At 66.5% G+C, this 17,906-nt stretch carries 19 protein-coding genes and 1 pseudogene; 8 read left to right on the forward strand and 12 right to left on the reverse strand.

Features of this window, described 5'->3' with window-relative positions; translation table 11 throughout:
• From I71_RS27745 to I71_RS27755, 3 genes and pseudogenes are all read left to right on the forward strand, one after another.
• Window positions 1-281 (forward strand): annotated as a pseudogene (locus I71_RS27745) (methyl-accepting chemotaxis protein); the annotation flags it as partial.
• Between the two features lie 91 nt (window positions 282-372).
• The gene (gene hypD, locus I71_RS27750) at window positions 373-1,485 is read left to right on the forward strand and encodes a hydrogenase formation protein HypD (RefSeq protein ID WP_042701685.1); all 1,113 of its coding nucleotides are present in this window, start codon (window positions 373-375) and stop codon (window positions 1,483-1,485) included.
• A 177-nt stretch (window positions 1,486-1,662) separates the two neighbouring features.
• On the forward strand, window positions 1,663-2,484 hold the full coding sequence (locus I71_RS27755; RefSeq protein WP_042701688.1) for a universal stress protein: 822 nt from the start codon (window positions 1,663-1,665) through the stop codon (window positions 2,482-2,484).
• 41 nt (window positions 2,485-2,525) lie between these two features.
• Here I71_RS27755 and I71_RS27760 read toward each other — a convergent pair whose 3' ends face one another.
• The 5 genes from I71_RS27760 to I71_RS27780 all read right to left on the reverse strand — a co-directional run bounded on the left by I71_RS27760 (window position 2,526) and on the right by I71_RS27780 (window position 6,639).
• A complete protein-coding gene (locus I71_RS27760; protein ID WP_042701690.1) occupies window positions 2,526-4,211 on the reverse strand; it encodes a methyl-accepting chemotaxis protein in 1,686 nt (561 codons plus the stop codon).
• Between the two features lie 395 nt (window positions 4,212-4,606).
• Window positions 4,607-5,095, reverse strand: coding sequence for a GNAT family N-acetyltransferase (locus tag I71_RS27765; RefSeq protein ID WP_042701693.1), 489 nt, complete (start codon window positions 5,093-5,095; stop codon window positions 4,607-4,609).
• 7 nt (window positions 5,096-5,102) lie between these two features.
• A complete protein-coding gene (locus I71_RS27770; protein ID WP_042701713.1) occupies window positions 5,103-5,513 on the reverse strand; it encodes a hypothetical protein in 411 nt (136 codons plus the stop codon).
• Between the two features lie 69 nt (window positions 5,514-5,582).
• Window positions 5,583-5,882, reverse strand: coding sequence for a hypothetical protein (locus tag I71_RS27775; RefSeq protein ID WP_244434092.1), 300 nt, complete (start codon window positions 5,880-5,882; stop codon window positions 5,583-5,585).
• A 244-nt stretch (window positions 5,883-6,126) separates the two neighbouring features.
• On the reverse strand, window positions 6,127-6,639 hold the full coding sequence (locus I71_RS27780) for a ferritin-like domain-containing protein (RefSeq protein WP_042701715.1): 513 nt from the start codon (window positions 6,637-6,639) through the stop codon (window positions 6,127-6,129).
• A 136-nt stretch (window positions 6,640-6,775) separates the two neighbouring features.
• On the opposite strand from I71_RS27780, the gene I71_RS27785 reads away from it, so the two are divergent.
• Together I71_RS27785 and I71_RS27790 are read left to right on the forward strand one after the other, a co-directional pair.
• Window positions 6,776-7,006 (forward strand): DUF6898 family protein, encoded by a 231-nt coding sequence (locus tag I71_RS27785; RefSeq protein ID WP_042701749.1) that lies wholly within the window; start codon window positions 6,776-6,778, stop codon window positions 7,004-7,006.
• 375 nt (window positions 7,007-7,381) lie between these two features.
• Window positions 7,382-7,888, forward strand: a complete 507-nt coding sequence (locus I71_RS27790; RefSeq protein ID WP_244434093.1) for a hypothetical protein — start codon at window positions 7,382-7,384, stop codon at window positions 7,886-7,888.
• Window positions 7,889-8,149: 261 nt separating this feature from the next.
• On the opposite strand, the gene I71_RS27795 is transcribed toward I71_RS27790, so the two are convergent.
• Complete coding sequence (locus I71_RS27795; RefSeq protein ID WP_042701716.1) at window positions 8,150-8,593, reverse strand: MucR family transcriptional regulator; 444 nt, start codon at window positions 8,591-8,593, stop codon at window positions 8,150-8,152.
• 591 nt (window positions 8,594-9,184) lie between these two features.
• Here I71_RS27795 and rpiB point away from each other — a divergent pair.
• The 3 genes from rpiB to nrdR all read left to right on the forward strand — a co-directional run bounded on the left by rpiB (window position 9,185) and on the right by nrdR (window position 11,593).
• A complete protein-coding gene (rpiB, locus tag I71_RS27800) occupies window positions 9,185-9,622 on the forward strand; it encodes a ribose 5-phosphate isomerase B (RefSeq protein WP_042701720.1) in 438 nt (145 codons plus the stop codon).
• A gap of 172 nt (window positions 9,623-9,794) precedes the next feature.
• A complete protein-coding gene (gene glyA, locus I71_RS27805) occupies window positions 9,795-11,096 on the forward strand; it encodes a serine hydroxymethyltransferase (protein ID WP_042701755.1) in 1,302 nt (433 codons plus the stop codon).
• A gap of 29 nt (window positions 11,097-11,125) precedes the next feature.
• Window positions 11,126-11,593 (forward strand): transcriptional regulator NrdR, encoded by a 468-nt coding sequence (gene nrdR / locus I71_RS27810; RefSeq protein WP_042701723.1) that lies wholly within the window; start codon window positions 11,126-11,128, stop codon window positions 11,591-11,593.
• 58 nt (window positions 11,594-11,651) lie between these two features.
• Here nrdR and I71_RS27815 read toward each other — a convergent pair whose 3' ends face one another.
• From I71_RS27815 to ribB, 6 genes are all read right to left on the reverse strand, one after another.
• Entirely contained in the window at window positions 11,652-13,754 is a 2,103-nt protein-coding gene (locus I71_RS27815; RefSeq protein WP_042701726.1) for a sodium-translocating pyrophosphatase, read from the reverse strand.
• Between the two features lie 244 nt (window positions 13,755-13,998).
• Window positions 13,999-14,457, reverse strand: a complete 459-nt coding sequence (locus tag I71_RS27820; RefSeq protein ID WP_042701729.1) for a hypothetical protein — start codon at window positions 14,455-14,457, stop codon at window positions 13,999-14,001.
• Window positions 14,458-14,548: 91 nt separating this feature from the next.
• On the reverse strand, window positions 14,549-15,577 hold the full coding sequence (gene thiL / locus I71_RS27825; protein ID WP_042701734.1) for a thiamine-phosphate kinase: 1,029 nt from the start codon (window positions 15,575-15,577) through the stop codon (window positions 14,549-14,551).
• An 85-nt stretch (window positions 15,578-15,662) separates the two neighbouring features.
• Window positions 15,663-16,253, reverse strand: coding sequence for a transcription antitermination factor NusB (gene nusB, locus I71_RS27830; RefSeq protein ID WP_042701738.1), 591 nt, complete (start codon window positions 16,251-16,253; stop codon window positions 15,663-15,665).
• 35 nt (window positions 16,254-16,288) lie between these two features.
• Window positions 16,289-16,753, reverse strand: coding sequence for a 6,7-dimethyl-8-ribityllumazine synthase (gene ribH, locus I71_RS27835; RefSeq protein ID WP_042701741.1), 465 nt, complete (start codon window positions 16,751-16,753; stop codon window positions 16,289-16,291).
• A 22-nt stretch (window positions 16,754-16,775) separates the two neighbouring features.
• The coding region (ribB, locus tag I71_RS27840; protein ID WP_083897439.1) for a 3,4-dihydroxy-2-butanone-4-phosphate synthase at window positions 16,776-17,906 on the reverse strand (1,131 nt) is incomplete at its 5' end.

Raw genomic sequence — 17,906 nt, forward strand, 5'->3', positions numbered from 1 at the left:
GCGTGAGGTGGACGAGAATGGCTATCTGCCCACCCACAACCGTCAGCTTCAGCCAGCCCCAGGGCCGCGATCCGGTGTGGAACGCCGCCAACTGCCGCAACCGCCGCATCTTCAACGACCGCGTCGGTCTGGCCGCCGGCCGCAATACGAAGCCCTTCCTGCTGCAGACCTACCGGCGCGACATGGGGGGCGGACAATTCGCGCTGATGAAGGACGTCTCGGCTCCCGTCACGGTGCGGGGCCGCCATTGGGGCGGGTTGCGGCTGGCCTACAAGGTGTGAGGCTGCGACCGAACGCCGGGCTTCCCTCTTGATCCGTATCAACGCATAGGATCAGCCTTGCGGATGAAATGGCGGGGCAGAGGGAGCGACCATGAAATATGTCGAAGAGTTCCGCGATCCGGTTCTGGCCCGCAACGTTGCCGCCGCCATCGCGCGGGAGGTGCGGGCCGACCGCTCCTATCACCTGATGGAGTTCTGCGGCGGCCATACCCACGCCATCTCGCGCTACGGCATCCCCGACCTGCTGCCGGCCAATGTGCGGATGATCCATGGGCCGGGCTGCCCGGTCTGCGTCCTGCCGGTCGGGCGGATCGACGACGCCATCGCGCTGGCCCGCCGGCCGGAGGTGACGCTGTGCACCTATGGCGACGTGATGCGGGTGCCGGGGTCGGGCCGGCTCAGCCTGCTGAAGGCCAAGGCCCAGGGCGCCGACGTGCGCATGGTGGTGTCGGCCGACGCCGCCGTGCGCATCGCCACGGAGAATCCGGACCGGCAGGTGGTGTTCCTCGCCATCGGTTTCGAGACGACGACCCCGCCGACCGCGCTGGCCGTCCGCGCCGCCGCCGCGCAGGGGCTGGCCAACTTCTCCGTCTTCTGCAACCATGTGCTCACCCCCTCGGCCATCCAGGGCATCCTGGCGGGGGCGGATGAGGGACTGTCGCTCGACGGCTTCGTCGGGCCGGCCCATGTCTCCGTCGTCATCGGGTCGGAGGCCTACGCCCCGGCCGCGGTCGAGCATGGCAAGCCGGTGGTGATCTCCGGCTTCGAGCCGCTGGACGTGCTGCAATCCATCCTGATGCTGGTCCGCCAGATCAACGACGGGCGGGCGGAGGTGGAGAACCAGTTCACCCGCGCCGTCACCGCCGAAGGCAACCGCAAGGCCCAGGCGCTGGTGCTTGAGATCTTCGAGACCCGGGCATCCTTCGAGTGGCGCGGCCTGGGCAGCATCCCGCACAGCGGGCTGAAGCTGCGCGAGGCCTATGCCGCCTTCGATGCCGAGCGGCGCTTTCCCATCGCCGGGGCCAGCGTGCCCGACCACAAGGGGTGCGATTGCGGCGCCATCCTGCGTGGGGTGAAGCGGCCGGTCGACTGCAAACTGTTCGACACCGTCTGCACCCCGGAAAACCCGATGGGATCCTGCATGGTGTCGGCAGAAGGCGCCTGTGCCGCGCACTACACCTATGGACGTTTCCGCGACGCCTGAGCGGTGGCGGGGGACTGTCCTCATTGCGACCTTTCGCCGCAAGCCGGGCGAACGCCGCTGGACGAACGCCGACCGGCTGAACATGATGCATGTGAAACAATCCGCCGGATCGCTCATTGGTCCTGTGGACAACGGCAGACGTCGCAAGACTTCGCATTTCAGACCGGGAGGACCCGCATGACCTACAAGCACATCCTCGTCCATCTCGACGGCAGCCCGCATGTCGAGGCGCGGCTCGACGCCGCGATCGCGCTGGCCCAGCGGCACGGGGCCTTCCTGCGCGGCCTGTTCGCGCAGGGCGACCGCAACGCCACCAGCGTGATCGCCCGCCGGTCAAGCGACCATCTGGTCGACGCCGCCGCCCGCAGCGAGGCGCTGTTCAAGGAGAAGCTCGCCGCGGCCGGGCTGCAGGGCCACTGGCACGGGCTGACCCACGGTGAGTACAACCATGTCATCCGCGAGGTCATCATCTGGTCGCGCTTCGCCGACCTGACGGTGCTGGGCCAGTATGACCGCGATGCCGGTTCCCAGGCGGCGCCGGAGGAATTGAACGAGCAGGTGGTGCTGAATTCCGGCCGCCCGGTGCTGGTCATCCCCTATGCCGGGCGTTTTGCCGTGATCGGCAAGCGCGTCGCCGTCGCCTGGAACGCCGAGCGCGAGGCCGCCCGTGCCCTGTCCGACGCCATGCCGATGCTGGAGAAGGCCGACGAGGTGACGGTGATCACCGTGCTGACCCAGGCGTCGTCCGCGTCCCCGGAGTCGCCGCGGGTCGGCGTTCTCGACCATCTCGCCTTCCACGGCGTGACGGCGGAACAGACCCATTTCACCGTCACCGACATCGGCGCGATGGACGCCCTGCTGGCCCGCGCCATGGACACCGGCGCCGACCTGCTGGTGATGGGCGCCCATGGGCATTACGGCTTCCCGTTCCTGCATCGCGGCAGCGGGACGCGGCATGTCCTGCGCACCTGTCCGGTGCCGCTGCTGCTGTCGCATTGAGCGTCCGGGGGGAGGGGCACATGATGGTGCCCCTCCCGACCTCACGCTGCCTTCACCCCATTCAGGAAGGTTTCCACCTCCTGGCGCAGGCGGCTGGATTCGGTGGTCAGGTGGTCGGCGACGGTGCGGACCTCGCCGGCGGCCCGGCCGGTGTCGCCGGCGGCGCGGGTGACGCCGACGATGTTGCTGGTGACCTGCTGGGTGCCCTGCGCCGCCTCCTGGACATTACGGCTGATCTCCTGCGTCGCGGCGCTCTGCTGTTCGACCGCCGAGGCGATGGTCGCCGAAATCTGGCTGATTTCGCCGATGATGCGGCCGATTTCCTCGATGGCGGCAACCGCGTCGCGCGTCGCCCCCTGAATGGTGGAAATCTGGCCGGTGATGTCCTCGGTCGCCTTCGCCGTCTGGTTGGCCAGACTCTTCACCTCGCTGGCGACGACGGCGAATCCCTTTCCGGCCTCGCCGGCGCGCGCCGCTTCGATGGTGGCGTTCAGCGCCAGCAGATTGGTCTGGGCCGCGATGTTGTTGATAAGATCCACCACCTCGCCGATCTTCTGCGCCCCTTCGGCAAGGCCGGAAACCACGCCGTTGGCCCGGCTGGCGCCGCTGACCGCCTGCTCGGCGACACGGGTCGACTGGGTGACCTGACGGCCGATCTCGGCGATGGAGGAGGACAACTCCTCCGCCGCGGCGGCAACGGTCTGGACATTGGCGGATGCCTGCTCGGCGGCCGACGCCACCGTGGTGCTCTGGCGGTCGGTCTCGTCGGCGGTGCTGGTCAGTGCGCCGGCCGACTGCTGCATCCGGGTCGCAGCACCGGACAGGCTCTTCACCACGGCGGTCACGTTGCCCTCGAAGGTGCGCGTCAGCTCGTCAAGCCGGGCGGTGCGGCGCGCCTTGGCCTCCTCATCGGCACGCTGGACGGCGGCGAGGCGGTCGGCCTCGATGGCGTTGCGCTTGAACACATCCACCGCGTCGGCCATGGCACCGACCTCGTCCCCGCGGCCGACGCCGGGGACCTCGACCGCGCGGTCGCCGCCGGCAAGCCGGCTCATGGCGGCGGTCATCGCGACGATGGGCGCGGCGATGGAGCCGCGCAGCACCATGCCGGCGGTCACAGCGACCAGCAGGGAGACGAGCGCACCGACGATGGCGGTAACGTATCCGGTGGAAAAGGCGGCCTTCTGTTCCGCATCCCGCACGGTCAGCAGGCCGCGCTCGGCATCGTCGATCTGCCGGACCAGCACACGGATGCCGTCCATCGACGCCTTGCCCAGTGCCTTCGCCTCCATGGCGCGCGCCTCCTCCCGGGTGTCGGGCTTCGACATCAGGGCGATTTCCTTTTCGGCCACCGTCTGGCGCCAGGTGGCGGCATGCTGGCGCAACTCTTCCAGCCGGGCCTGCTGCTGCGGGTTGTCGGCGGTCAGCGACTTCACCTCCGCCAATGCACGGTCGAAGGCCTGCCCGCCCGAGCGGTAGGGCTCAAGGAATGCCTGATCGCCGCTGACCAGATAGCCGCGCAGACCGGTTTCCTGGTCGACCATTGCCGCCATGGCCGTATCGGTGGCCTGGATGACGCGGTAGGTGTGGAGAGTCCAGCCAATGGAAGATTGGATCGATGATAAAGTAAAATAGTTCGAATAGCTGATCGCGCCGATTATAACAATTAGCACTGAAAATGATGCCAGCAGTTTTCCGCCAATGCGGAGATTGATGAACCAAGACATTTTCTGCGCCTCATGTGAATGGACGGGCTAATTTTTCGTGTGGACGGTCGTCTCGCATTTTTAGTTGTATACGAATGGGTAGCAACCACCTCGACTCGAATATAAACACTGATATGGCGATTTGGTTGAGGTCGATCATCGCAAATTCTACGTATGACGATGCCTCGGGTCTATTACATAAAGGCTATGCCTCTTGGAGAGGCGTCGGGAAAATAATGCTTCGTTGTCCATCCGATGCCGCAGACAGCCGGAGGCAACACTACTCATGTATGCTGGGGCATGATGTCGCATCCGCCGGTGCGGTCCTGCGCGGGCGGCGGTCAACGATCGAAGGCAAAAGATAAAGAGCGCAGGGTCTGCAAAGCAGACCGGGGTCGGCGAATCACGGGGATTGATCAGCGCCGCAGCCGCATGTCGATGTGCGGGATGCCGAAATCGTCGTAGGGATCGCTGTCCCGAACCAGGCCGAAGCTGCCGTAGAAACGCTCCAGATACAACTGCGCGCCGATGACGACGTCATGGCTGGGCCAGCGTTCGGCCAGCACCGCCAGCGACTCCGTCACCAAAGCCCGTCCCAGACCGGTGGAGCGTTGCGAGCGGTCGACTGCGAGCCGGCCGAAGGAGACCGCACCCCCGGTATCCGGGCCATCATTTTGCAGGCCGTCATTTTGCGGGCCGAGACAGCGGGCGCAGCCGACGAGGGCGCCGCTTCCGTCCACTGCGATCAGATGAAGCGCCCCCGGGTCGCGACCGTCGATGTCGGGATAGGGGGATTCCTGTTCGACCACGAACACCTGGCTGCGCAAGGCCAGCAGGTCGTGCAGTTCGGTCAGCGTCAGGTCATCGAAGCCGACCCGGCGGATGGGCGGAGGAGAGTGCTTCATGAAACGGTCAGGCGATGGCGTTGCGGATCATGTAATCGGCGATGTCCTTCGGCTTCACCTTGACCTCCGTCAGCGGCTCGTCGGCGGTCATCGCCTTGGCGACCAGCAGGCTGTTCTGCACGTTGGTCAGGGTGATGCGGAACACGCCGGCAGCGCCCTTCAGCCGCGGGTAATAGGTGGGATCGATCGCCTTCTCGCGCCGGCCGAGCCGGGCCAGCGCGGTTTCCTCGTCCAGATCCTCGACCTCCTTGGATTGGACCAGCTTCCAGTCGGATTCCCCACCCCAGCCGACAGCGATGGCGGCTTTGGCCGCGGCCTCGTCCTCAGCGACCCCCAGCTTGTAAATGTGCTTTCCCTGCCCGACGTCGGACGCCCATTTGGTCAGGGCGACGCTGCGCGCGACATAGACGAGGGCCATGACGACTCGATCCTCCCGGCATGGAGTGGTGTGGACTGACGGCAGGGGCGCCCTATTGCAACGAGGACTCTATTGCAACGAGGACTGCCGCGCGATGGGCGTGATGAGGATACGGGTGACGACGTCCTTGCCGAACATGGCGATCACCGAATCGTCGATCCGGCGGCGCAGGGCGGGCACGTTCGCGATGTTGCCGCGGACGATCCATCCCTCGTCCACGCCCTTGTAGATGGCGGTGAGGATGGCATCGTGCAGGCGTGGGATGCTGAGCTGCACCTCGCCCAGCTTCAGGGCATCGCCGACCTCCAGATTCACCTCGACCTGGGTGTATTTCTCGATCCGGCCGGCATTCACCACCGGCACCATCAACGGCTTGATCCGCACCGACGGCGGCAGGCCGCCCGCCGCCCCCTCGTTGCAACGGCAGATGCATCGACGGCAACGTCAGGAACAGGGCGAGGCAGAGGGCAGGCAGAAGGCTGCGCATGGCAAAACACCGCGAAGGACCGGATGGCTGGATGCTACCGGTCCTTCCCGGCACATGCAACCGGTGCCCGCCCCCTATGCCGGGGCCGGGACCGATTGGTCACGGAGGATCCGGACCTTCATGCGGTCAGGCGGCCTTCTTGCCTCCGGCCGCCATCGCCTTCTTGTTGACGTCGCCGATGGCCAGCTTGTTCAGCAGCGTGTCGGTGTCCTTTTCCTCCTGCAGCGTCTCTTCCAGCAGCTGGGCCACCCTGTCCAGGCCGCAGGCGGTGGCATAGGCGTGCAGCGTGCCGTAACTGGCGATCTCGTAATGTTCGACCTTCTGGGCGGCGGCGATCAGGGCGGCGTCCTGGACTTCGGGTGCCAGACCCATTTCTAGCATTTCCTGGGCCTCGCTGATCAGCCCTTCCATCGCGTCGCAGTGCTTGCCGCGGGGGCGGGTGTCCAACTCCTCGAACACCTGCTGCAGCCGTTCGATCTGGCCGTGGGTCTGTTCCAGATGGGTTTCAAAGGCTTGGCGCAACTGGTCGGAACTGGCGGCCTTCGCCATCTTGGGCAAGGCCTTCGCGATCTGCTTCTCGGCGTGGTAAATGTCGCGAAGATCCTCGATCAGCAGATCCTGCATCGTCTTGGTGGCCATTGTGATGGTCCTTCCTCGCTGTGGGTGTTGGCGGAGCGGGGCTCCTGCGCGCCGAATGGCAGCGTGGACAACAGCGGCGGCGCCCTTGTGTTGCGGTATCGAACGGGGCATCGCCTTCGGGCAGGGGGCGGCGATCATGACGGATGGCGATGTGCTGTTCGAATTCCAGCGGGTCGGCAGCTATTTGCGGGTGACCGCGATCGACGCCAGGACCGGCGTCGAGGTGACGGTTGCCGGTCCGGCGACCGGCAGCCAGGAACTGCTGAAGCGCACGGCGATCAACAAGCTGCGCTTCGTCCAGAACAAGGGAGCCGGACCCGCGACACCGCCCAAGCCGGGGCCGAAGCGGGGGAGCGGGCTCTACTGACCGGGGGGGACAGGGCGAAGGCGGCGCAAAGAAAAACGCGCCGCCGGACGGGGCCGGGCGGCGCGGATCGAAGTCTGGCTTTTGCTGATGGTGAGCGCCGGCATGCCTGCGCCGGCGATCCCGGCCCCGGAATTGCCTCCAGGCCCGGGCGGCCGGTCGTAGAGCGAACCGCTCGACCCAGACAGTAGACCTATGCCTGCCCGTTGACACTGGCGCAGGGGGTGTAACGCTTGTAGAACCGCGCATCTCCGAACGAATGGCGCAGAAGAAAAGCCCCTTTTCCTGTGCCGTCCGGCCAGTTAAGCGGGATGTCGGCCGGGACATGTCCGTGCCGGGCCTTCGGGCAGAGGAACGAAACACCAGAGGATCGAGGCCATGGTGGGTATGACGGCTTTTGGCGTGATGGCGGTTCGTGTGACGGCGTTCCTGCGCGTGTCGGTGATGTCGGCCGCGGTGACGGCGACGGCTCTGGTGGGCGCTCTTCCGGTCCTGACCGCTTCGCAGGCGGCAAGCGCCGCTGCCTCCCAGGCGTCGCAGAAACCGGGCCATGGAGCGCAGGATCATGGCGGCCGCCCGTCCGCGTCCGGTGCGGCATCCTCCAATCCCGCGGCAGGCGGAGCCGCCTCTTCGGCGCCTCAGCCGACCACGCCTGCGGCGGGATGCCTGAAGCCGGGCGTGCCGCAGTGCATGGACGATCAGGCAACCTTCCTAAGCGCCGACAAGATGTCCTCCTGCCAGGGAGAGGTGAAGGACTACGTCGACAAATCGATGGCTTATCTGACGTGCCTGAATGAGGAGAATGTGTCGACCGGACGGGAATTGAGCCGCAACGTCGACCGTTTCAACTGCCGCCTTTCGGGCAGGAAGGGCTGCGCCAACTGAGGTTGTCGTTCTGCAAAGGGGGGCGGCCGTCGATGGCGGGGAGACCGGCGCAACCGGCTGCTGTCGAGCGGAGGGAAACTGTCGATCGGGGACTGTGAAACGCAACCGACCCGCGTCTTCAACCAATTGGATGGCTTTGCAATTGAACGGTGTTGTCGGTGACCTTGGCGATGGGGTCTCTGCCGACCGGGCAGGCCATCTGACACGCACACGGGCCGACTCCCTGGGGATCGGCCCGCGTTGCATACGGACGTTACTCGATCAACCGGCCTTGCGGCGGGTCTGGCGGCCGGAGCTGCGGCCCAGGCCGATACGCTTGGCGAATTCCGAACGCTGTGCTGCGTAGTTCGGCGCGACCATCGGGTAGTCGGGCGGCAGTCCCCAGCGGGAGCGATATTCGTCAGGCGACATGTTGTAGGTCGAGCGAAGGTGCCGCTTCAGCATCTTCAACTTCTTCCCGTCTTCCAGGCAGACGATGTATTCGGGCGTCACCGACTTGCGAATCGGCACGGCCGGCTTCAGCGGCTCCGCTGCGACCTCGCGCGGCTGACCATTCAGACCGGTCAGCGACGAGTAGACCGTATTGATCACGTCGGGGATTTGCTGAGCAGGCAACACGTTCTTGCTGACATACGCCGATACGATGTCGGCGGTCATCCGCAGCAGCGCATTGTCCGGTACATCGGCGCGAAGCTGGTCGCTCATTGCACTGTGTCCTGGTTTTTCATTTGTCCGTAGGAACCAAGTTGCATACCGTGATTTGGGTGTCAATATAATTTCGGCAAGCACCAAATTAGTTGCTCTTGCCGGCCAGAACAAAGGAGCGTGGTGCAAATCAGCTTTCGCTGAAAATCGTTGCGCGGTTGTGGCTGTGCCGCGGCTTTAAGGGCCGTCTAGTAAGTGCCGGCTTGCGATTTTCCCCCGAGTCCGACGCGGCAATTGGCTGATTTCCCGCTCATATATCGAACCGGCTATCTCCCTTGTTTCCGTCGCTCGGCAACGAAGAGGTGAAAGCCGTCGGCTGACTTTCGCGGTGGTAGGGCGTTGTGCCTCAACCCTTGCGGTCAGGGAGAATCGATGGCGGCAATTTATGGCAAATGCGTTGTAGTCGGGATGGGAGCCGGTTGTGCGTCGGCGCCGGGTTTAGCTATGCATCCATGTCATGGTGTGGCTGTGGCGGTTGGACCCGACATCTGGTAGGGTGCCGGCGTCTTTCGCCGCATTGCCGGTTCAATTGCCGCCGGCCCAGTTGCAGATCGTGCCTTCGCTACCGCACGCACCGGAGTTTTCGCCGTCATGACCGTCCGCACCGTGGCACTCGCTTCCGATCACGCCGGGTATGAGCTGAAGGCTCAGATCGTTCGGCAGCTTGAGGGCGCCGGCTATTCCGTCCTCGATCTCGGTACCGACGGGCCTGCCTCGGTCGATTACCCGGACTTCGCCGCGGCGCTGGCCGCCGCCGTCACCGACGGGCGGGCACAGCGGGGCGTGCTGATCTGCGGCAGCGGCATCGGCATCAGCATCGCCGCCAACCGTCATCCCGGCATCCGGGCGGCGTTGGTCCACGACGTGACCACCGCGCGGCTGTCGCGTGAGCACAACGACGCCAACGTGATCGCGCTGGGCGCCCGCGTCATCGGGCCGGAGATCGCCAAGGACTGCGTCGACGTCTTCCTGAAGACCGACTTCGAAGGCGGCGAGCGTCACAGCCGTCGCATCGCCAAGATGGGCTGAGCGCGTATCCGCGCAGCCTTATCCGGGCCGACCATTTGGCCGCAAGGCCCGCAACCGGGACGCGACAGAGCCCGGAACGACCTGCCCGGGCTCAAGGCCCGGCAAGACCCGATGGAGTCGCCGGACCCGCTGTCCGGCCGGCTCCATGCCCTTCGATGAGGAGCCTTCCGCCATGACCAGCAGCAACACCGCCGAGATCGGCCGCTTTTTCGCCGCCTCGCTCGCCGAGACCGATCCCGAACTGGCCCGCGCGGTGCGCGACGAGCTGGTCCGCCAGCAGGAGCAGATCGAACTGATCGCGTCCGAGAACATCGTCTCGCAGGCGGTGCTGGAGGCGCAGGGCTCCGTCCTGACCAACAAGTATGCCGAGGGCTATCCGGGCAAGCGTTACTATGGCGGCTGCGAGTTCGTCGACGTCGCCGAGACCCTGGCGATCGAGCGCGCCTGCAAGCTGTTCAACTGCGATTTCGCCAATGTGCAGCCGAACTCCGGCTCCCAGGCCAACCAGGCGGTTCTGCTCGCCCTGCTTCAGCCGGGCGACTGCGTGCTCGGCATGTCGCTGGCCGCCGGCGGCCACCTGACCCACGGCGCCGCCCCGAACATGTCCGGCAAGTGGTTCAAGGCCGTGCAGTATGGCGTGCGCAAGGACGACCATCTGATCGACTTCGATCAGGTCGAGGCGCTGGCCCGCGAGCACAAGCCGAAGCTGATCATCGCCGGCGGCTCCGCCTATCCGCGCGTGCTGGATTACCAGCGCTTCCGCGCCATCGCGGACGAGGTCGGCGCGATCTTCATGGTCGACATCGCCCACTATGCCGGCCTGATCGCCGGTGGCGTCTATCCGAACCCGTTCCCCTATGCCGACGTGGTCACCACCACCACCCACAAGACCCTGCGCGGCCCGCGCGGCGGCATGGTGCTGACCAACAAGGAAGACATCGCCAAGAAGATCAATTCGGCGGTGTTCCCCGGCCTGCAGGGCGGCCCGCTGATGCATGTCATCGCCGCCAAGGCGGTCGCCTTCGCCGAGGCGCTGCGTCCGGAGTTCAAGACCTATGCCCAGGCGGTGGTCGACAACGCCCAGATCCTGGCCAAGACGCTGATCGCCGGTGGGTTGGACATCGTGTCGGGCGGCACCGACAGCCACATCGTTCTGGTCGACCTGCGTCCGAAGAACCTGACCGGCAAGGCGGCGGAAGCCAGCCTGGAGCATGCTGGCATGACCTGCAACAAGAACGGCGTCCCGTTCGACCCGCAGAAGCCGATGATCACCTCCGGCGTCCGCCTGGGCAGCCCGGCGGCGACCACCCGCGGCTTCGGCGTCGCCGAGTTCAAACAGGTCGGCGAGATGATCGTCGAGACGCTGGACGGTCTGGCCGCCAGCAACTCCGGCGACAACACGGCGGTCGAGGCGGCGATGCGCGAGCGTGTGCGCGGCCTGTGCCGTCAGTTCCCGATCTATCCGACTCTGTAATTGCCTGTAACCGACGGGGAAACCACCAGATGCGCTGCCCGTTCTGCGGAAACGAGGACACCCAGGTCAAGGACTCGCGCCCGACCGAAGACAACTCGGCCATCCGCCGGCGGCGCTTCTGTCCCAGTTGCAGCGCCCGCTTCACCACCTTCGAACGTGTCCAGCTGCGCGAATTGACGGTGGTGAAGAGCAACGGCCAGCGCGAAGCCTTCGACCGCGAAAAGCTGCTGCGGTCGATGCGGATCGCGCTGCGCAAGCGCCCGATCGACGCCGACCGCATCGACCGGGTGGTGAACAGCATGGTCCGTCAGCTCGAGTCCTCCGGCGAAAGCGAGATCCCCTCGAAGCAGATCGGCGAGAAGATCATGGAGGCGCTGCAGACGATGGACCAGGTGGCGTATATCCGCTACGCCTCGGTCTACAAGGACTTCCGCGAAGCGTCCGACTTCAACGAGTTCGTGGAAACGCTGGCGCCGGAAGCCTCGCCGGGGATGTGAGTGCATCGGCGCGGGGCAGGCGGTCGTCCTGCCCCGCGCCAATTCCTCACCCGAACCGTCATCCAATCTGCGCCAGGATCGCCAGCAGCAGGATTGCCACGATGTTGGTGATCTTGATCATCGGATTCACCGCCGGGCCGGCGGTGTCCTTGTAGGGGTCGCCGACGGTGTCGCCGGTCACCGCCGCCTTGTGGGCGTCGGATCCCTTGCCGCCGTGATTGCCCTCCTCGATGTATTTCTTGGCGTTGTCCCAGGCGCCGCCGCCCGACGTCATCGAAATGGCGACGAAGATGCCGGTGACGATGGTGCCCAGCAGCATGGCACCCAGCGCCGCGAAGCCCGCCGCCTGTCCGCCGATGGCGGCGATCACCAGATAGAGCACCACCGGGGCCAGCACCGGCAGCAGCGAGGGGATGACCATCTCCTTGATCGCCGCCTTGGTCAGCATGTCCACCGCCCGGCCGTAATCGGGCTTGGCGGTGCCCTCCATGATGCCGGGGATCTCGCGGAACTGGCGCCGAACCTCCACCACCACCGATCCGGCGGCGCGGCCGACGGCGGTCATGCCCATGGCGCCGAACAGATAGGGCAGCAGGCCGCCCACCAGCAGCCCGACGACGACATAGGGATCGTTCAGCCGGAACTCGACCGGGACGTTGGGGAAGTAATGGCCCAAATCCTGGACGTAAGCCGCAAACAGAACCAGCGCGGCCAGACCGGCGGAGCCGATGGCATAGCCCTTGGTCACCGCCTTGGTGGTGTTGCCGACGGCGTCCAGCGCGTCGGTGGTGACGCGGATGTTGGCGGGCATGTCCGACATCTCGGCGATGCCGCCGGCATTGTCGGTGACCGGGCCATAGGCGTCGAGCGCGACCACCATGCCGGCCAGCGCCAGCATCGTCGTCGCGGCGATGCCGATGCCGAAGACGCCGGCCTGACCGTGGGCGATCAGGATGCCGGCGCAGATGACGATCACCGGCAGGGCGGTCGATTCCATCGACACGGCGAGGCCCTGGATGACGTTGGTGCCATGCCCGGTCTCCGACGCCTTGGCGACGCTACGCACCGGGCGGTAGGCGGTCGATGTGTAGTACTCGGTGATCCAGACCAGCAGGCCGGTGACGCCGAGCCCGACCAGGGCCGAGACGAACAGGTTGAAGCCGGTGATCGACACGCCGTCGGTCATGGTGATGGCACGGGTGAAGCCGAACAGGATCGCCGTGACGATCAGGATCAGCACCAGCGAGATGCCGGCCGCGACGATCAGCCCCTTGTAGAGCGCCTTCATGATGGCGTTGTCGGGACCGAGCTTCACCGCGAAGGTGCCGGCGACCGAGGCCAGGATGCAGACGGCGCCGATCAGCAGCGGATAGACCAGCATCATCCGAAGCACGCCGCCGGAAAAGAAAATCGCCGCCAACAGCATGGTGGCGACGATGGTGACGGCGTAGGTCTCGAACAGGTCGGCGGCCATACCGGCACAGTCGCCGACATTGTCGCCGACATTGTCGGCGATGACCGCCGGGTTGCGCGGATCGTCCTCCGGGATGCCGGCCTCCACCTTGCCGACGAGGTCGGCGCCGACGTCGGCGCCCTTGGTGAAGATGCCGCCGCCAAGCCGGGCGAAGATCGAGATCAGCGAGGCGCCGAAGCTGAGCGCCACCAGCGCCTCCAGCACGGTGCGGACCTCGACGGGGTCGTTGACGCGGTAGACCAGCGTCAGGATGCCGAAATAGCCGCCGACCCCCAGCAGCCCCAGCCCGACCACCAGCATGCCGGTGATCGCTCCCGACTTGAAGGCGATGTCCAGCGCCGGGGCCAGCCCGCGGGTGGCGGCCTCCGCCGTGCGGACGTTGGCGCGGACGGAGACGTTCATGCCGACATAGCCGGCGCTGCCCGACAGCACGGCGCCGATCAGGAAGCCCAAAGCCACCGGGAAGCCCAGCGTCACCCACAGGATGACCAGCAGGACGATGCCGGCGATGGCGATGGTGGTGTATTGGCGGTTCAGATAGGCGCGAGCCCCTTCCTGCACCGCGGCGGCGATGGCCTGCATCCGGTCGGATCCAGGCGACGCGGCCATGACTTCTTTTCCGGTACGAAAACCGTAGGCCAGCGCAAGCAGGCCGGCGGCGATGATGACGATGAACGCTAGAGCCATCGCATCCCCCGATTGCTTTTAAGGACGCGCCCCGGAAAGGCTGGTCCCACCACGCATTCAAGTGGGGGAGAAGTCGGGCGCAAGTATTATCGGGAAAAGCATGCGCCCGGTCCGGCCGCTTTGCAACCGCCGCACGGGGCGGCAGGACGCGGCGAAATGGCTGGGGGTGACCCTGGCCTTTATAGGTAGTGTCAGGATACTGCACCGCAAAATGGGTGCGAAATGCGGGTGGTGCGCGAGGCGGTCAGAGATTGCGTTGAGTAACCGCCTGAACCAGCACGTCATAGACCGCATCCTTGCCCACGACTTTTCCGGCGGCCTCGATGAACTTGGCCTTTACGGCAGGAATATTGACCAAAGCTCCGTTCAGGACAGACCGGTCGGCGATCCCGCCATAGAGGGCGGTCAGGAAGGCGTCGGTCAGGCGCGGCTGGTTGGCTTGGACCATCGGCTGCTTTTCCACAAGCACCTCAACGGCGACCACCACGGTGACGAACTGCTCGACTCGGGTCGGGCCGATCATCGGCGCCACCAGCGGCGGCAGGCGGACGAAGGCGGTGGGCGGCTTTGGCGGCGGTTCAATCTTTTTCGGCGGTGCGTCCGCATGTTCGGCGAAGTATTTCTGGTAAACGAACCAGCCGCCGAAGCTGGCGCCGCCCAGCAGCACGATGCCGAGCACGAGCACGATCAGGGCCTTGACCACGGCAGCACACCTTACACAAACGCCGAATCGCCGCACCCTGCGCCGTGGATGCTTTCGATTGTCTTAAACGCGCGTTGCCGGGGCCGAGGGGTCAGAAATGGTCCCAGCCGCGCCGGGACAGCGGCAGGGGGCTGCCGGCAGCGTCCAGCACCGCCACATCGCCGGGGGAGCCGGGGCGAAGCTCGCCGATTTCGGTGATGGCGACTCCGCAGTCGGCAGCGAGCGCCGCCAGCCCGTCGCGGGCCGTCGGTGGGGCGGAGAACAGCAATTCGTAATCGTCGCCGCCGGTGATGGCGACTGCCAGCCGGACCGGGTCACCGTCGATGGCACCGCGGGCCGCGTCCGACAGCGGCACCCTGTCGGCGCGGAGCAGGGCGGCACAGCCTGATTCCTCGCAGAGATGGCCGAGATCGGCAACCAGCCCGTCCGACACGTCCATCGCCCCGCTTGCCAGCCCGATCAGGCGCGGCCCGATGCCCATCCGCGGGTCGGGCCGGCGCAGGCGGCGCAGCAGATGGGCGCGGGTGTCCTCGTCCGGGATGTCGAGCCGGCCATAGGCGATTTCCAGCCCCAGGGCGGCATCGCCGATACAGCCGGTGACGAAGACGCGGTCCCCTGTCCGTCCACCCCAGCGCGGCAGGGCGCGGCCGGCAGGGACCAGCCCGAAGGCGGTGACCGACAGGGTGATGGGGCCGCTGGTGGAGACTGAATCGCCACCGGCCAGGGCGATGCCGAACTGACGCTGGTCTTCGTCCAGGCCGGCGGCGAAGCCTTCAAGCCAGGATTCGTCCAGGCCGCGGGGCAGGGCGGTCACCAACGTGTAGGCCAGCGGCTCCGCCCCCATGGCGGCGAGGTCGGACAGGTTGCTGCGCATCAGCTTGGCAGCGATGTCCGCTGGCGGGTCGTCGGGGAAGAAATGCACCCCGGCGACCATCGCGTCGGTGGTGACGACCAGCTCCCGTCCCTCCGGCACGCCGAACACGGCGGCATCGTCCCGCAGGCCGCGGGCACCGGGGAACCCGGCGGCCAGCGGCTTGAAGAAGCGGGCGATGCGGTCGAACTCGCCGAGGGGGCGATTCCTCTCCCTCCCGGGGAGAGGGTCGGGGTGAGGGGGATGCACGGGGTGGGTTTTTGTGAAAGGCACGCGGTGCGACCCCCTCACCCTAACCCTCTCCCCAGGGGGGAGAGGGGATGCTTGTCGTATATCACTCCTCGGCCGCGCTGCGGCCGGGATCGGGCTTGGCGAGGTCGTCGGCGCGCAGGGCGCGGGCGACATGGTCGAGCACGCCGTTCACCATCGCCGGCTCGCGGCCGGAGAAGAAGGCGCGGGCGACGTCGACATATTCGCTGATGAGGATGCGCGGGTGGGTGTCCAGATGCACCGCGATCTCATAGGCGCCGGCCCGCAGGATGGCGCGCAGCAGCAGCTCCAGCCGGTCGAGCGGGAAGCGCGGGTCGAGCGCGGCGCCCAGCACCCCGTCGACCTCGGCCCGGCGGTGGATTGCGCCGCGCACGATGTCAGCGAACAGCTGTGGATCGCCGGCGACGAACTTGTCGCCGTCGATTTCCTCGCCCAGCCGGTGGGCGACGAACTCGCCGACGACATTCTCGACCGGGGCCTGGGCCAGATCGATCTGGTACAGCGCCTGGGCCGCGGCCAGACGGGCGGCCTTGCGGCGCGCCTTGGCGGAGCCGCCACCGGTCTTGTTCTTGCGGGACTTCGATTTGCCCTTGGAGTCGCCGCCCTTGGGGGCGCGATCGGGTGTCACGGGGCTGCCCGCGTCGTCGTTGCTCATGATCTGCAGTCGCTAAAAGAGAGGAGATGTCGGGATCAGCGCGGATAGAGGCGGAATTTGCGCTTCAGGTCAATCATGTCAAGACAGGCCCGCGCGGCACGCCCGCCGGTATTGACCGATCCGACATTGGCCCGCGCCCAGGCCTGCTCGCGGTTTTCCACCGTCAGGATGCCGTTTCCGACCGCCAGGCTGTAGCGCAGGGCCAGATCCTGCAGGCCGCGGGCGCATTCGGTGCAGATGGTCTCATACCGTGTCGTCTCGCCCCGGATCACGCAGCCGAGCGCCACGTAACCGTCGAAGCGCCTGCGCGCGGTGAAGAAATCCATCGAGCGGATGGCGTACATGATCGCCGCCGGAAGCTCCAGACAGCCGGGCACGCCATAACGGATGTGCGTGGCACCGGCGCGGTCAAGCTCCGCGACGGCGCCACGCGCCAGCTCATCGGCAATGTCCTCGTGGACGCGGGCGTCCACGACCATGATGTGGGGCGTGTCGGTCATCCGGCGGTTTTCGGCCCCTTGCTCAGTCGTCGCCGGGGTCGGCGGCACCCGGCGTAATGGCGCCCAGATTGATAGGATGGTGGCCAACCACCGTCAGGCCGTAGCCCTCCAGCCCGATGATCGGCTTCTTGCGGTTGGAGATCAGGACCATCTTGCGCACGCCGAGATCCAGCAGGATCTGCGCGCCGATGCCGTAGTCGCGCAGTTCCGGCACGCTGCCGGCCTGACCCTCCAGCCGCGCCTTCAGCGTGGTGGAAAGGCCGTTCGGGTTCGGCTCGCGCAACAGCACGACGACGCCGCGGCCCTCCTTGGCGATCAGCTCCATCGAGGCATGGAGGTCGTTCTCGCGGCCGGAGTTGCGGTCGCCCAGCACGTCGTCCAGCACCGACTGCGCATGCATGCGCACCAGCACCGGCTCGTCGCCGGAGATGTCGCCGCGCACCAGCGCGATGTGCTCCGCATACTGGATCTTGTTGATGTAGACATAGGACTGGAAGCGGCCGCCGTAACGGCTGTCGAGGTTGCCGGCCAGAACCTGCTCGACGATGGTCTCGGTGCGGCGGCGATAGGCGATCAGGTCGGCGATGGTGCCCACCTTCAGCCCATGGAACTGGGCGAACTGCACCAGGTCCGGCAGGCGGGCCATGGTGCCGTCGTCGTTCATGATCTCGCAGATCACGGCCGAGTTGGAATGGCCGGACAGCCGGGCGATGTCGACCGACGCCTCGGTATGGCCGGCACGGACCAGCACGCCGCCGTCACGCGCCAGCAGCGGGAAGATATGACCGGGGGTGGCGAGGTCCTGCGGCCCCGATGCCGGGTCGATGGCGACGGCGATGGTGCGGGCGCGGTCGGCGGCCGAAATGCCGGTGGTCACCCCCTCGCGCGCCTCGATCGAGACGGTGAAGGCGGTCTGGTGGCGCGAGGCGTTCTGCTGCGCCATCAGCGGCAGGCGCAGCCGTTCGATGTTCGGCCGGTCCATGGTCAGGCAGATCAGGCCGCGCCCGTGCTTGGCCATGAAGTTCACCGCCTCCGGCGTGGCGCAGGAGGCGGGGATCACCAGATCGCCCTCGTTTTCCCGGTCCTCGTCATCGACCAGGATGAACATTCTGCCCTGACGCGCCTCTTCGATGATCTCTTCGGCGCTCGACAG

The organism is Azospirillum sp. B506, assembly GCF_000333595.1.
In the GTDB taxonomy this organism is placed as follows: domain Bacteria; phylum Pseudomonadota; class Alphaproteobacteria; order Azospirillales; family Azospirillaceae; genus Azospirillum.